14 protein-coding genes and 1 pseudogene are annotated in these 14,085 nt (G+C 70.8%); 3 read left to right on the top strand and 12 right to left on the bottom strand.

All coding sequences use genetic code 11. The annotated features are described in order from the left end of the window. Positions 1-100 precede the first annotated feature (100 nt). From OWC43_RS16470 to OWC43_RS16425, 10 genes are all read right to left on the bottom strand, one after another. On the bottom strand, positions 101-1,384 hold the full coding sequence (locus OWC43_RS16470; RefSeq protein WP_393957457.1) for a cytochrome P450: 1,284 nt from the start codon (positions 1,382-1,384) through the stop codon (positions 101-103). Between the two features lies 1 nt (position 1,385). Then, positions 1,386-2,660 (bottom strand): NAD(P)/FAD-dependent oxidoreductase, encoded by a 1,275-nt coding sequence (locus OWC43_RS16465; protein WP_393957456.1) that lies wholly within the window; start codon positions 2,658-2,660, stop codon positions 1,386-1,388. After that, positions 2,657-2,866, bottom strand: coding sequence for a ferredoxin (locus OWC43_RS16460; protein WP_393957455.1), 210 nt, complete (start codon positions 2,864-2,866; stop codon positions 2,657-2,659). Before OWC43_RS16460 ends, OWC43_RS16465 begins: the two co-directional genes overlap by 4 nt. A gap of 222 nt (positions 2,867-3,088) precedes the next feature. Further along, entirely contained in the window at positions 3,089-4,012 is a 924-nt protein-coding gene (locus tag OWC43_RS16455) for a glycosyltransferase family 2 protein (protein ID WP_393957454.1), read from the bottom strand. After that, entirely contained in the window at positions 4,009-5,823 is a 1,815-nt protein-coding gene (gene aspS / locus OWC43_RS16450; protein WP_137831167.1) for an aspartate--tRNA ligase, read from the bottom strand. Before aspS ends, OWC43_RS16455 begins: the two co-directional genes overlap by 4 nt. Positions 5,824-6,037: 214 nt before the next feature. Further along, on the bottom strand, positions 6,038-7,132 hold the full coding sequence (locus OWC43_RS16445) for an ABC transporter permease (protein WP_393957453.1): 1,095 nt from the start codon (positions 7,130-7,132) through the stop codon (positions 6,038-6,040). Further along, positions 7,129-8,052, bottom strand: coding sequence for an ABC transporter permease (locus OWC43_RS16440; protein ID WP_393957452.1), 924 nt, complete (start codon positions 8,050-8,052; stop codon positions 7,129-7,131). The genes OWC43_RS16445 and OWC43_RS16440 overlap by 4 nt, the downstream gene beginning before the upstream one ends. After that, positions 8,049-9,665: a peptide ABC transporter substrate-binding protein gene (locus OWC43_RS16435; RefSeq protein ID WP_393957451.1), complete on the bottom strand. Its 1,617-nt coding sequence runs from the start codon at positions 9,663-9,665 to the stop codon at positions 8,049-8,051. The genes OWC43_RS16440 and OWC43_RS16435 overlap by 4 nt, the downstream gene beginning before the upstream one ends. 5 nt (positions 9,666-9,670) lie before the next feature. Then, a complete protein-coding gene (locus OWC43_RS16430) occupies positions 9,671-10,108 on the bottom strand; it encodes a heme-binding protein (protein ID WP_393957450.1) in 438 nt (145 codons plus the stop codon). Between the two features lie 107 nt (positions 10,109-10,215). Further along, a complete protein-coding gene (locus OWC43_RS16425; RefSeq protein WP_393957449.1) occupies positions 10,216-10,668 on the bottom strand; it encodes an OsmC family protein in 453 nt (150 codons plus the stop codon). Positions 10,669-10,878: 210 nt separating this feature from the next. On the opposite strand from OWC43_RS16425, the gene OWC43_RS16420 reads away from it, so the two are divergent. From OWC43_RS16420 to OWC43_RS16410, 3 genes are all read left to right on the top strand, one after another. Next, entirely contained in the window at positions 10,879-11,847 is a 969-nt protein-coding gene (locus OWC43_RS16420) for a UDP-glucuronic acid decarboxylase family protein (protein ID WP_393957448.1), read from the top strand. Positions 11,848-11,955: 108 nt separating this feature from the next. Beyond that, entirely contained in the window at positions 11,956-12,180 is a 225-nt protein-coding gene (locus OWC43_RS16415) for a hypothetical protein (RefSeq protein WP_238308593.1), read from the top strand. A gap of 73 nt (positions 12,181-12,253) precedes the next feature. Further along, positions 12,254-12,970: a RibD family protein gene (locus OWC43_RS16410; RefSeq protein WP_137831175.1), complete on the top strand. Its 717-nt coding sequence runs from the start codon at positions 12,254-12,256 to the stop codon at positions 12,968-12,970. 79 nt (positions 12,971-13,049) lie between these two features. Here OWC43_RS16410 and OWC43_RS16405 read toward each other — a convergent pair whose 3' ends face one another. Together OWC43_RS16405 and OWC43_RS16400 are read right to left on the bottom strand one after the other, a co-directional pair. Further along, entirely contained in the window at positions 13,050-13,523 is a 474-nt protein-coding gene (locus OWC43_RS16405) for an SRPBCC family protein (protein ID WP_393957446.1), read from the bottom strand. A gap of 93 nt (positions 13,524-13,616) precedes the next feature. Then, positions 13,617-14,036, bottom strand: a pseudogene (locus tag OWC43_RS16400) (VOC family protein). Positions 14,037-14,085 lie beyond the last annotated feature (49 nt).

Raw genomic sequence — 14,085 nt, 5'->3', positions numbered from 1 at the left:
GTGGGATCCGTTCAAATGGCGCGGCGGTGACGCCGCGTCGCTCATGTCCAGGCCACGACCGACCGGCCACCGTGCCGATCGGTCGCCTTTCGAGCGGCCTTCACGCGTCGGCGATCCCGTCGAAGGCGAGGCACAGATGCCGCGGTCCCCGCAGCGATGCGCCGGGCCGGTAGGGCGGCGGATCCTCGACGAGGCGCGGGTTCTTCAGCCGGCGGGCCAGGGAGACGAGGGCGACCTCGGCCTCGATCCGGGCGAGCGGCGCGCCGACGCAGTAATGCAGGCCGCCGCCGAAGCCGAGATGACGGTTGTCGGGCCGGTTCGGATCGAACCGATCGGGATCGGCGAAGCGGGCCGGATCGCGGTTGCCCGAGGCGAGCAGCAGCACGACCGGCGCATCCTTCGGGATCGTCACCCCGGCGATCGGGATATCGGCCACCGCCAGACGGGTGCGATACTGGACCGGCGGCTCGTAGCGCAGCATCTCCTCGATCAGGCGCGGGGCGATGCCGGGGTCGTCGCGCAGCCGCTCCCAATGTTCGGGACAGCGCAGCAGCGTCAGCACGCTGTTGGTGATCAGGTTCACCGTGGTCTCGTGACCGGCGACCAGGAGCAGGACGGCGGTGGCGATCAGGTCGAAATCGTTCATCGTCTCCGCCCCGTCCTCGTCCGGATCGTCGCCCGAGGCGTTGCCCGGCTTGGTGCCGTTGGCGAGGTCGGTGAGGATGTCGTCCTGCGGCTCCTTGCGCTTCTTGGCGATCAGGTCGCGCAGGAAGTCCGAGATCTCGGTGAAGCACTGCTCGTTCTTGGCTTGCGTCTCCTCGTCGGCGCGCTGGTTCGGCTCCAGGGCGGTGGCGAGCTGGGTCGCCCAGCCCTGGAATTGCGGCTCGTCCTCCGGCGGCACCCCCAGAAGCTTGCAGATCACCGTGACGGGCAGCGGATAGGAGAAGTCGTCGACGAGATCGATCTGCGCCTTGCCTGCGAATTTCCCGATCAGATCGTTCGTGAGGTCGGCGGTCTCCTCGCGCATGCGCCGTACCCGCTCGGGCGAGAAGGCGCGCATCACGAGGCCGCGCAACCGGTCATGGTCGGGCGGATCGCGGAAGATGAAGGGCTGGTGGCGCCGCCGGATCTCGGCGCGGATCGGGCGCACGAACAGGTCGGTGATCGGATGCCCGGTCCAGCGGAATTTCTGGGGGTCGGGCAGATCCTCGGAGCTGATGCGCGGATCGGAGACGAGGCGGGCGATCTCGGCATGCGTGCTGACGACGTAGGTCCCGTCCTCTTGCCGGCAGACCGGCTGGCGCCGCAACTGCGCGAAGAGCGGGTAGGGGTTCGCCCGGTTGTCGGGGTCGAGCACCTGCTCGAACAGCGTGGTGCAGCTCACGTCACGGCTCCTCAATGCGGAGGCGAGGCTGGTCGATCGCGCCCTCGATCGGCGGAAACGGCGCCCCCTCGCGGATCGCGGCCTCGTAGGCCGGCAACCAGCGGGCGCTGTCGATCGAGGCCGCCGCCACGGTGCGGCCCTCGCGCCCGTAGAGCGCCACGAAGCGGCGCGCGTCGAGCGAGCCGTGGACGACGGCGAGGCTGTCGGCGCCGTCGGCCAGCCCGACGAGCTTGATCGTCAGCCCAAATTGCTGCGACCAGAAATCCGGCAGGTGATCGTGCCGCGTGAGTCCGGCCGCGGGACCGGCCAGCATGTTGCGCGCGGCCGCCTCGGCCTGCGCCCGCGCATTGCCCCAATGCTCGACGGCGACCAGCGCCTCGCCCTGATGCGGGTTCGGCCAGCGCGCCACGTCGCCGGCCACGAACACGTCCGGGACGATGTCGCCGTTCGCGCGGATCGCCCGGCAATAGCCGTCGCAGAGCACGCCGCCCTCGTCCGCCGCGAGGCCCGAGCCTTCGAGCCACGCGACGTTGCGAACGGCGCCGATCGCGGCGACGAGGAGATCGGCCTCGATCCGCTCGCCGTCCTTCAGCGTCACGCCGGTGAGGCGGCCGCCCTCGGAGTCCATCCGCTCGATCTCGGCCCCCAGGCGCAGATCGACGCCGCGCTCCTTCGCGATCGTCCCGACGAGGCCGCCGAGGCGCGGCCCCAGAGCGGCGGCGAGCGGTTGTCCGTCGCGCACCAGCAGGCTGACTGGGATGTCGAGGTCGCGGCAGGTCGAGGCGACTTCGAAGCCGATGAAGCCGCCGCCGACGAGGACGACGCGCTTCGGCCCCGCCTTGAACCGTGCCGAGAGCCGGGCCGCATCGTCGCGGGTGCGGAGGGTGAAGACGCCGTCGAGCGACGCCTCCTCCGGGTTCGGCCAGGGTCGCGCCCGGGTGCCGGTGGCGATCAGCAGGCGATCGTAGGGGAGGGTCGAGCCGTCGGCGAGCGTCACGGTGCGAGCCTCGCAGTCGAGGCAGCTCGCGGGCGTGCCGAGGCGGAACTCCGCGCGCAGCTCCGGACGGCGCGGGAGGGTGGTGTCCGGCGAGAACAACCCGCGCAGCACCTGCTTCGACAGCGGCGGCCGGTCGTAGGGCGCGTGCGGCTCGTCGCCGACCAGGGTCAGCGCCCCAGCAAAGCCCTCCGCGCGCAGGGCATGGGCGGCGGAGAGGCCGGCAAGCGAGGCGCCGACGACGAGGATCCGCTCGGGGGGGCCGGACGGGCCTGCGGTCACTTCGTCTCTCCGGCCGGGTCGGGCAGGGCGGTGATGGCCCGGACCGGGCAGGCATGGACCGCCCGCTCGATCTCGGCGCGGGCGGCCTCGTCGGGGGAGGGGTCGTAGATCAGCGCCTCGCGCCCATGCAGCACGAAGTGCCGCGGCGCCGCGTAGACGCATTGGGCGTAGGCCTGGCAGCGGTTGAGATCCACGACGACCTTCATGCGTGCTTCGCTCGTGCTCCTGTGGGCGGATTGGGGGCGAGCCGGGGGCTCGGACGCCGCTCGACGGGGGGAATGCTTCGGGAAACGCCGATCGCGGCCGGATGTCCCCGGCGCGCTCCACGTTTTCCCAGAGGTGAGCTAGGGCGGGGCAGGGGGCTCCACCATGCCCGCATGAACGCCGCCTGCCGCCGCAAACGCCGCAGGGCCTGCGCCGGCCGGTCGTTACGGCGCGAGCCCCTCGCGGGCGAGCGCCGAGACGCCGCGCAGGGCCGCGAGCGCGCCCAGGGCCGAGCCGCCGTAGCGCTCGATGCCGGCGCGGCGCAGGATGAGGGCGGAGAGCAGGGCCTTGGGGGCGTTGGCGGCGAGCATCCCGAGGCTCGGGTTCGGCAGGCCGTATTTGCGCGAGACGTAGGCCCGCGACCACGCTTGGTGCCAGCGCGTCCGAAGAACCCGGCCGGGCTGCGGCGCCGAGGAGCGCCCGCGCCCGTGCAGCGCCACGGCGCCGTGGACGTGGATCAGGGCGCGGCCCGCATCCGCCACCCGGCGGCAGAGGTCGTCATCCTCGTAGAACAGGAAGATGTTCTCGTCGAACCCGCCGAGTCGGAGGAAGAGGGCCCGCTCGACCATGAGGCAGGCGCCCACCAGGAACGGGGCGCAGGCATCGCCCTCGGGCAGGGCGCGCAGGCCCTTCGGATTGGTCAGGTAGGGGGCGAGCAGCGAGCGGGGCTGAAAGAAGAAGCGCCCGTCCGGCTCGTGGATGCGCGGGGCGAGGAGACCCGCATCGGGCCATGCCCGCGCGGCCGCGATCAGCGCCGCGGCGGCACCGGGCTGGAGGATCAGGTCGGGATTGAGGATCAGGACGTGGGAGGCGTCCGCGGCGGCGCGCACGCCGATATTGTTGGCGCGGCCATAACCCTCGTTGCGGGGATGGGCGACGACCCGCGCGCCGTGCGCCCGCGCCACCGCGACGGAGGCGTCGCAGCTGGCATTGTCCACCACGATGACCGGGACACCCTCGCGATTCAGGGCCGCGAGACAGTCGGGCAGGGCGTCGGCGCTGTCATGGGCGACGACGACGGCGGTGAGGGCCGCCCCGCTTCCTCCCCCCTCCCCCGTGGAGGGGGGAAGGTTTGGAGGCTGCCTCACCCCTTCTTCTCGGGCAGGTTCAGCCGGATATGCAGCTCGCGCAGCTGCTTCGGCGTGACCTCGGCGGGGGCGCCCATCATCAGGTCCTCGGCGCGCTGGTTCATCGGGAACAGCACGACCTCGCGGATGTTCGGCTCCTCGCAGAGCAGCATGACGATGCGGTCGACGCCCGGCGCGATGCCGCCGTGCGGCGGGGCGCCGAGGCGCAGGGCGTTCAGCATGCCGCCGAACTTCTCCTCCAGCACGTCGCGGCCGTAGCCCGCGATGGCGAACGCCTTCTCCATCACGTCGGGGCGGTGGTTCCGGATGGCGCCGGACGACAGCTCGATGCCGTTGCAGACGATGTCGTACTGGAACGCCTTGATCCCGAGGATCTTCTCGGAATCCGCCTCGCCGAGCGCCAGGAAGTCCTCGCGCTCGAAATTGGGCATCGAGAACGGGTTGTGGGAGAAGTCGATGCGCTTCTCCTCCTCGTTCCACTCGTACATCGGGAAGTCGACGACCCAGCAGAACGCGAACTGGTCCTTATCCGACAGGTTCAATTCGTCGCCGATGCGGATGCGCGCCTTGCCGGCGAGCCCGGCGGCCTTGGCCTCGGTCCCGGCGGCGAAGAACACCGCGTCGCCCGCCTTGGCGCCGGCCTTCGCGGCGATCCGCGCCTGGATATCGGCGGGGATGAACTTGGCGATCGGCCCCTTGCCGGTGAGCGCGCCGCCCTCCTCCTCGAACACGATGTAGCCCAGGCCCGGCGCGCCCTCGGAGCGGGCCCAGTCGTTGAGCTTGTCGAAGAACGAGCGCGGCTGGCCCGCCGCCCCCGTGGCGGGAATCGCGCGCACGACGCCGCCCGCCTTGATGACGCCCTTGAACGCCTTGAACTCGACCGCGTCCTCAGCGAACTCGTCGGTGACGTCGGCGATGATCAGCGGGTTGCGCAGATCCGGCTTGTCGACGCCGTATTTCAGCATCGCGTCGGCGTAGGTGATGCGTGGGAATTCCTTCGTGACGCGCTTGCCGTTGGCGAATTCCTCGAACACGCCGCGCAGCACCGGCTCGACCGCCTGGAACACGTCCTCCTGCGTGACGAAGCTCATCTCGATATCGAGCTGGTAGAACTCGCCCGGCGAGCGGTCGGCACGGGCATCTTCATCGCGAAAACAGGGCGCGATCTGGAAGTAGCGGTCGAAGCCCGCGATCATCGTGAGCTGCTTGAACTGCTGCGGGGCCTGCGGCAGCGCGTAGAACTTTCCGGGATGGACCCGCGACGGGACGAGGTAGTCGCGGGCGCCTTCGGGCGACGAGGCGGTCAGAATCGGCGTCTGGAACTCGAAGAAGCCGCCCTCGCGCATGCGGCGGCGGAGCGAATCGACGATCGCGCCGCGCTTCATGATGTTGGCGTGCAGCTTCTCCCGGCGCAGATCCAGGAAGCGGTACTTGAGCCGCGTCTCCTCCGGATATTCCTGGTCGCCGAAGACCTGGAGCGGCAGTTCGCCCGCGGGCCCGAGCACTTCGAGATCGTCGATATAGACTTCGACGGCCCCCGTCGGCAGGTCCGGGTTCTCGGTGCCCGCGGGCCGGGTGCGGACGCGCCCGTCGATGCGGATCACCCACTCCGAGCGGACGATTTCGGCCGCCTTGAAGGCCTTGGAATCGGTGTCGATCACGCACTGCGTCAGGCCGTAATGGTCGCGCAGGTCGATGAAGAGCACGCCGCCATGGTCGCGGATGCGATGGCACCAGCCGGACAGGCGGACGCTTCCGCCGACGTCGGACGGGCGGAGCGCCCCGCAGGTGTGGGTACGGTAACGGTGCATGGCGGGCTCTTGAGAATGAGGCCGGCACCATTCACGGGGAGGGGGGGAAGTCAAGGATAAGCGGTCGCGCCGCCGACTTTCGCGCCGTTCACCCCTATTCCGGGACCGCATGGCGGAACCCGGAAGCCCCGATCGGCCACGACGCCTTTCATAGCCGCGCATCACGGGTCGATCCCGGGTTTCGCTGCGCGGCCCCGGGATGACGTCCGTGGGGTTACGGACGTCCCAGCCGCGGGTCGAGGGCGTCCGACAGGCCGTCGCCGAGGCGGTTCAGGGCCACCAGGGTCAGCACCAGAAGGCCCGCGGGCGCCACGAGCATCCAGGGCGCGGCCTCCAGCGCCCGCGCCCCTTCGGCGATCAGCACGCCCCAGCTCGTCGCCGGCTCCTGCACGCCGAGGCCGAGGAAGGACAGGAAGCTCTCGAGGAGGATCACCCGCGGCACCAGCAGGGTCGCGGCGGCGATGATCGGCCCGAGCGTGTTGGGCACGGCGTGGCGCACCAGCACCGCCCCGGTGCCCGAACCGAGGGCATAGGCCGCGCGAAAAAAGTCGCGGCTCTTCAGGCTGAGCGTCTGGGTGCGGACGATGCGGGCCATGTCGAGCCACTCGACCGCGGCCACCGCCACCAGCACCAGCCACAGACCGGCGCGGAAGAACACCAGGAGCACGATGACGAAGAACACGAAGGGCAGGGCGTAGAGGATGTCGACCACGCGCATCATCAGCGCGTCGAGCCCCCCGCCGACGAGGCCCGCGACCGCGCCGTAGGCCACCCCCAGGGAGAGGGCGACCAGCGTCGCGACGAGCCCGATCAGGAGCGAGATCCGGCCCGCGACGAGGCAGCGGGTGAGCAGGTCGCGCCCGAGCATGTCGGTGCCGAGCCAGAAATGGAGACGCCGCACCGGCGCCTCGACGACGAGTCTGGTGTCGTCCGGCGACCGCTCCACGACGGTCGCGGTCCCGAACAGGTCGGAGCGGGGGAGGAGCACGAGGTTGCGCGCGTCGATGGGCTTCGGCGCCGTGAGCGTCAGGCGGACACGATCGCCCTCGGGGCGCACGTCTTCCAGGGTGACGCGCATGCGCAGGGCGAGCCTGTCGAGGGCCGGGCGCACCTCGCCGGGCGTCGGATGAGCCGACAGGCTCGGGGCGGTTCGCACGAAATCGGGATAGATCCGCTCCGGCGCATGGCCGGTGAGGAACGGGCCGATCAGGCAGGCGAGCGCGATGCCGACCAGCGCGATCAACGCCGCCACGGCGCCGCGATCGCGGGCGAGGCGGCGACGGGCGAGGGCGGCCAGCGACGCGCTCACGCGGCGGCCCTCACGCGGGGATCGAGGAGGGCGGCTAGGATGTCGGCGATCAGGTTGAAGACGAGGACGAGGATGCCCACCAGCACCACCGTGCCCATCACCAGGGTGTAGTCGCGGTTGAGCGCCCCATCGACGAAGTAGCGGCCGATGCCGGGCAGGCCGAAGATGGTCTCGACCACGACCGAGCCGGTCATCAGCCCGGCGGCGAGGGGGCCGAGCGTAGCCACGACCGGCAGCAACGCGCCGCGGAGCGCATGGCGGGCGACGCGGCCGCGCGAAAACCCCATGGCGCGTTGCGTCCGGATATGCGGCTGCACCAGCATCTCGGCGAGCGAGGCCCGGGTGAGCCGGGCGATGCCGGCGGCATGCGGGAGCGCCAGCGTGATCACCGGCAGGACGAGGTTTCTCAGATGTCCCCCGCCCCAGCCGCCGACGGGGAGCCATGCCAGCCCGAGCCCGAACCCGATCTGAAGGAGGGGGGCGACGACGAAGTTCGGCACTGCGAGCCCGAGGGAGGCAATGAGCCCGACGCAGCGGTCGGCGAGCCCTCCGCGGCGGAGGGCGGCGAGGCTGCCGAGCGCGAGGCCGAGCCCCAGCGCCAGAACCAGAGCGAGCGCCCCCAGCGTCGCCGAGACCGGCAGGCCGCGGGCGAAGAGATCGGCGACGGTGAGATCGCGGAAGGTGAAGGAGGGCCCGAGATCGCCCCGGGCGAGACCGGCGAGGTAGCGGGCGAACTGCTCGGGCAGCGACGCGTCCAGGCCGTAGACGCGGCGCAGATTCTCCATGGCGGCGGGCGGCAGCGGGCGCTCCAGATCGAACGGGCCGCCGGGGGCGAGCCGGATCAGGAAGAAGCTGCCGGCGATCACGAGGAACAGCGTCGGCAGGCTTTGCGCCAGCCGGCGCAGGAGCAGGGCGGTCACGGATCGAGCCGGAGGTAGCGGGTGGGGGCGGCGTTGCGGATGTTCTCGTGCACGCCGTGCAGCCGGGGCGAGATCAGCGCCTTCGAGCGATAATGCAGCACCGGAATCCAGGGCAGTTCGTCGAGCACGATGGCCTCCGCGTCGAACAGCATCCGGGCGCGGCCCGCGACGTCGCGCTCCTGCGCCGCCGCCGTCAGCAGCCCGTCGAAGCGCGGATTCGACCAATGCCCGGCATTGAACCCATCGTTGCCGGTGCGCAGCAGAAACAAGAAGTTCTGCGGATCGGAATAGTCGGCGATCCAGGACATGCGGGCGAGGTCGAAATCGCCGCCGTCGCGTAAGTAGGCGAAATGGGTCTTGGCGTCGGTGGCGACGAAGCGGGTCGTCACGCCGATGCCGCGCCAGACATCGGCCAGGGCGATGGCGGTGTTGCGGTTGTTGTCGGTGACGTTGAACCGGTACTCGACGCGCAACGGGTTTTCGGGGCCGAACCCCGCCTCCCTCAGAAGGCGCAGGGCCTGCTCTTCGCGGTCGATCGGTCCATCCTCGCGGCCGGGCAGGAGCGGGGAGGGCAGGGCGTTGTCGAGACCCGGCGGGCAGAAGGAATAGGCCGGGGCCATGGTCTCGCCCCAGACGGCGGCGCTCAGGAACTCCCGGTCGATGGCGAGCGACAGGGCGCGGCGCACCCGCGCGTCGTCGAAGGGCTTCTTGCGCGTGTTCACCCCGATGGCGAGGAGGCCGAGCCCCGGCCCGAGCCGCACCTGCGCGCCGAAGCGCGCCCTCAGCGAGGCGATCTGGTCGGCGGGGAGATCGGCGAGCGAGTCGATCTCCCCGGCGGCGTAGCGGCGCACCGCCGCCGCGAGGTCGGGGGTCGGCACGAAATCGACCTGCTCGATCGGGATCGCGTCCGCATCGCGGAAATGCGGGTTCTTCCGCAGGGTGATGCGGTCGTTCGGCACCCAATCGACCAGGGCGTAGGACCCGTTGGTGACGGCGCGGCCCGGCCGGGTGAAGCCGTCGCCCCAGCGGGCGAGCGTCGGGCGGTGGACCGGCAAGGCCGTCTGGTGCGTCAGGAGTTCGAGGAAGTAGGGCACCGGCTCGGCCAGCCCGATCTCGACCGTGCCGGGGTCCGGGGCGGACACGCCGAGCGTCTCGGGGGGCGCCTCCCCGGCATTGACGGCGGCGGCGCCGCGGATCGGGAACAGCACCTCGGCGTATTTCGCCGCCGTCTTCGGATCGAGGATGCGGCGCAGGGAATACAGGAAATCCTCGGCCGTGACGGGATCGCCGTTGGACCAGCGCCCGTCGGGGCGCAGGGCGAAGCGGTAGGTCAGGCGGTCGTCGGAGACGCTCCAGCGCGCGGCGGCGCCGGGGATGATGGCACCGCGATTGTCGTAGGTGAGCAGCCCCTCGTACAGGTCGCGCAGGATATGCGCCTCGGCCACCGTCGAGGTCTTGTGCGGATCGAGCGTCTCCGGATCCGCGTCGTTGCCCCGGCGATAGACCGGCGCGCCCGCCGCCCGCGCCGGTCCCGCGGCGAGCGGAGGGAGCACCAGTCCCGCGGCGAAGGCGGCGCCTCCCCGCAGCCAGCGGCGTCGGTCGGGCCGCGCCACCCGGGTCAGGCGCCGGTCTCGGCGGCGAGTCCGGCCGCCTCGATGCCGGCGAGCGCGCAGATCTCGTCGTTGTCCGAGGTGTCGCCGGAGACCCCGACCGCGCCGAGCAGGCGGCCTTGCGCGTCGCGGATCAGCACGCCGCCGGGCACCGGCACCAGGGCGTCGGGTCCGACGAGATGGCTCACCGCGGCCACGAAATGCGGCTGTTCCTCGGCCCGCTTGGCGATGGCCCGCGAGCCGAGGCCGAGCGCCAGCGCCCCGTTGGCCTTGCCGCGGGCGATCTCGGTGCGGCGCAGGGAGGTGCCGTCCTCCGCCGCGAGGCATTTGAGGGCGCCGCGGGCGTCGTAGACCACGACCGCGAGCGGCTTCAGATCGCGCTCGCGAGCGGTCCTCAGCGCGGTTGCCACGAGGGTCTGGGCGGCGGCGAGCGTCAGGTCGGTCATGGCGGTCCTCGAAGATGCGGCGGCCTCAGGACATGCACCGGCGGACGCCGCCACGCCAAGGGCTCATCGCCACAAGGGCGCATCGCGACGAGGACGCAGCTCGGCCCTCAGGCGACGATCACCTCCGCCCGCACCGAATTGGCGATGAAGCAGACCGCGTGCGCCTCCGCGTGGAGGGCCGCCAGCCGGTCCGCGTCGGGCGCCGACCCGGCCCAGTCGATGGCGGGGTGCAGCACCACCCGCGTCACCGCCTGCCGCCCCGGCGCGATCTCGGCCATGGTCCCCTCCGCGCGGTCGCGGTAGGCGCCGACATCGAACCCGGCGAGGCGGGCGACGTGGAGGAAGCTCAGCATGTGGCAGGACGAGAGGGCCGCCACCAGCATCTCCTCGGGATCGACCGCCGCCGGATCGGCCCATTTGCCGACGACATGGGGCGAGGCCGAGCCCGGCAGCACCACGCCGCCGTCGAAGCGCAGGCGATGGCCGCGGCCGTAGCGGCCGGCGGCGAAATCCTCGCCCTCGCCCAAGGCCCATTCCACCTCCGCGACGTAGCGCGCCATCGGTTCCGTCTCCGCATCGGTCTCGAGGCCGGGGAGCCTATCGGAGCCGGACGGGGCGGACCACGTTGTGCCGCCCGCCGCCGCCGGGCATGGTGCGCCCCGGGACTGGCGGGGCGAGAACGACCGGCAAGGTCACCCGGAAGGACGACCCGCAAAACCGATCGACGAGATCGGCCGAGGCCGAAGAAGAGACTGCGGAAAGCGGCGACGATGCGCTACGGCACGATGAAGAAGATCCTCGTCACGGGGGGCGCCGGCTTTCTCGGCTCGCATCTCTGCGAGCGGCTGCTGGCGCAGGGCCACGAGGTGTTGTGCGTCGACAACTTCTTCACCGGCGCGCGCCGCAACGTCGCCCACCTGCTCGATCATCCGTCCTTCGAGCTGATGCGCCACGACGTGACCTTCCCGCTCTACGTCGAGGTGGACGAGATCTACAATCTCGCCTGCCCGGCCTCGCCGGTGCATTACCAGTTCGATCCCGTGCAGACGACGAAGACCAGCGTCCACGGGGCGATCAACGTGCTCGGCCTCGCCAAGCGGGTGAAGGCGACCGTGCTTCAGGCCTCGACCTCGGAGGTCTACGGCGATCCGGAGGTGCATCCGCAGCCGGAGGAATATTGGGGCCGGGTGAACCCGATCGGCTTCCGCTCCTGCTACGACGAGGGCAAGCGCTGCGCCGAGACGCTGTTCTTCGACTACCACCGCCAGCACCAGGTGCCGATCAAGGTGGTGCGCATCTTCAACACCTACGGGCCGCGCATGCATCCCAACGACGGGCGCGTGGTCTCGAACCTGATCGTCCAGGCGCTGAAGGGCGAGGACATCACCCTCTACGGCGACGGCCAGCAGACCCGCTCGTTCTGCTACGTCGACGACCTGATCGAGGCGATGCTGCGGATGATGGCGACCGGTCCCGAGGTGACGGGCCCGATCAATATCGGCAATCCGGGCGAGTTCACGATCCGCGAGCTGGCGGAGACCGTGCGCGACCTCACCGGCTCGTCATCGGCCTTCATCCACCGGCCGCTGCCGCCGGACGATCCGCGCCAGCGCCGGCCCGACATCGCCAGGGCCCGCGCCGTGCTGCATTGGGAGCCGACGATCTCCCTGCGCGAGGGCTTGGCCAAGACCATCGCGTATTTCGAAGCCTATCTTGCCTCGGAGCCCAAGGAAGGCTGAGATCTTCCTTCCACGATGCTTGTCTCCCTCGCACTTGACCTTGCCACGGTAGGAAGGTGCAGCGTCCTCGACGGCGAAGACGCCAAAAATTCCGACGGAGACGACATCGTGAAGACACTCGTTGCGGGTGCGGCCGCCCTGCTGCTGCTGGGCGCCGCGCCGGCCCTGGCGATGAGCTGCTGCGGCGGCGCCAAGGGCAAGGCCGGCCTCTGTGCCAAGGGGGATATGAAGGGGAGCATGAAGAGCGGCATGAGCATGAGCCGCGCCGATTCCAAGGGCGGCAAGGGCTGCTGCTGCGAGGGCATGGCGGGCAAGATGAGCCGCCGCGGCTGACGGACGCGGCTGGGACATCGCTCAGGGTCGCTCTAGTTCAGACGAACCCCGAACCGAGCCGGATCGACGTTTCATGAGCGAGTCCCATCCAGACCGTCCCTATACCGTCTGCCACATGACCACGTCCGTCGACGGGCGCATCAAGGTGCGGCGCTGGAAGACGGTCGATGCGGACGCCCATTACGAGGAGGTCCACGGCACGCTCGGGGGCGACGCCTGGATGTGCGGACGCATCACCATGCAGGGCTACGCCGACAGCGCGCAGCCGCTGCCCGAGGCCCCGCCGGAGGAGCCGGTCTCACGGGAGGACCATGTGGCCAAGGCGGACGCCTCCGGCTACGCGGTGGCGCTCGACGCGCGCGGCGCGATGGATTGGGGCGCGCGCAACGACATCACCGGCGACCACGTCGTCGTGGTGACGACGCACCAAGCCTCCGACGACCGCCTGCGCCGCCTGCGCGCCGGGGGACAATCCTACATCCTGGCGGGCGAGCGGGAGGTCGATTTCGCCCTGGCGCTGAGGAAGCTCAAGGCCCTGTTCGGCATCGAGCGGCTCCTGGTGGAGGGCGGCGGACGCATCAACGGCTCGCTCCTGAAGGCCGGGCTGATCGACGAGCTGAGCCTGCTCCTGGCGCCGGCCGTCGACGGCGTGTTCGGCACGCCGGCCCTGTTCGACTTCGACGGGGAGGAGGCCGACTCGATGGGGGCGCGCCTGCGCCTCACCCGCACGGCGTTCGAACCCTTCGACGACGGCACCGTCTGGCTGCGCTACCGCGTCGAGCCGGTCTGACGGAAGTCCAGGGCTCTGCCCTGGACCCGCTGAAAGGACTTGTCCCTTCGAAACCTCGACTTGAAACCTCGGCGTGGGCTCAACCGAGCCCCTTGGCCACCGCTTCGAGCTGGTCGGCGCAGAGGCCCCAGCCCTGGTGAAACCCCATGGCCTCGTGGGTGGCACGGTCCTCGAGCGTCCAGTGGCGGGCCCGCGCGGTGTAGCGGGTGCCGCCGGCCTCGTCCGCGAAGGTGAGGATCACCGTCAGGAACGGCTTGGGGGAGGGCACCCAGGCACGGGTGTAGGCATCGGTGACGACGAGGCGCGCCTCGGGCACCACCTCCAGATAGACGCCGGGATTGGGCAGATCCTGCCCCTCGGGACTGCGCATCACGATGAGGCTCGTCCCGCCGGGCCGCACGTCGAGTTCGGCGACCGGGGTCGTGTAGGGTTTCGGGGCGAACCACTGCCGGAGCAAGTCCGGCTCGGTCCAGGCTCGCCACAGGGCGCGGCGCGGCACGTGGATCAGGCGGGTCAGGACGAGATCGCGGGGATCGTCGGCATCCTCGGTCATGCGGGGGGCTCCTCGGCTCCAACTCCTCGTGAGCGGGGTCATGCCGGATGGCCGGGTGCGACCGCCGGCGTGTGAGGCGGCGCAGAAGCCCGGTTAGGTCGGCCGCTTCGATTGGTTCATCGCCCAGGTCACGCCGAACGGGTCGCGCAGTTGCCCGTAGACGTCGCCCCAGAACATCTCCTGATACGGCGTCACCACCGTGGCGCCGGCCGCCACCGCACGATCCCACCACGCGGCGATGTCGTCCACCGGCAGCATCAGGTTGAAGGCCTCCGGTGCCTGGAGCGGATGGCCGTACTCGGGAAAGGCGTCGGAGAGCATCAGCGAGCTTCCGTTGAGAGTGAGGTGGACGTGCATGGTCCGCCCCTTCTCGTCCACGGGCATCGCGGCCGCGATCTCGGCCCCGAAGGCCTACCGGTAGAATTCGGCCGCGCGCATCGCCCCGTCCACCGTCAGGTAGGCGACCACACCGCCCCGGGTCGACGGCAGCGCGTCCGTCATCGCCTCGCTCATCGTCGCATCCTCCCGGATCCTTCGAAGATCGCCATACGGGCAAGCCGAC

This window comes from Methylorubrum sp. POS3 (assembly GCF_043352485.1).
Taxonomy (GTDB): Bacteria; Pseudomonadota; Alphaproteobacteria; order Rhizobiales; family Beijerinckiaceae; genus Methylobacterium; species Methylobacterium suomiense.
This window is presented reverse-complemented; position numbering and strand designations above follow the sequence as displayed.

Excerpts from the sequence above, each read along its gene's own strand:
- OWC43_RS16420 (WP_393957448.1), top strand. The coding sequence starts at position 10,879 with ATGCGCTACGGCACGATGAAGAAGATCCTCGTCACGGGGGGCGCCGGC.
- OWC43_RS16405 (WP_393957446.1), bottom strand. The coding sequence starts at position 13,523 with ATGACCGAGGATGCCGACGATCCCCGCGATCTCGTCCTGACCCGCCTG.
- aspS (WP_137831167.1), bottom strand. The coding sequence starts at position 5,823 with ATGCACCGTTACCGTACCCACACCTGCGGGGCGCTCCGCCCGTCCGAC.
- OWC43_RS16430 (WP_393957450.1), bottom strand. The coding sequence starts at position 10,108 with ATGACCGACCTGACGCTCGCCGCCGCCCAGACCCTCGTGGCAACCGCG.
- OWC43_RS16410 (WP_137831175.1), top strand. The coding sequence starts at position 12,254 with ATGAGCGAGTCCCATCCAGACCGTCCCTATACCGTCTGCCACATGACC.
- OWC43_RS16425 (WP_393957449.1), bottom strand. The coding sequence starts at position 10,668 with ATGGCGCGCTACGTCGCGGAGGTGGAATGGGCCTTGGGCGAGGGCGAG.
- OWC43_RS16460 (WP_393957455.1), bottom strand. The coding sequence starts at position 2,866 with ATGAAGGTCGTCGTGGATCTCAACCGCTGCCAGGCCTACGCCCAATGC.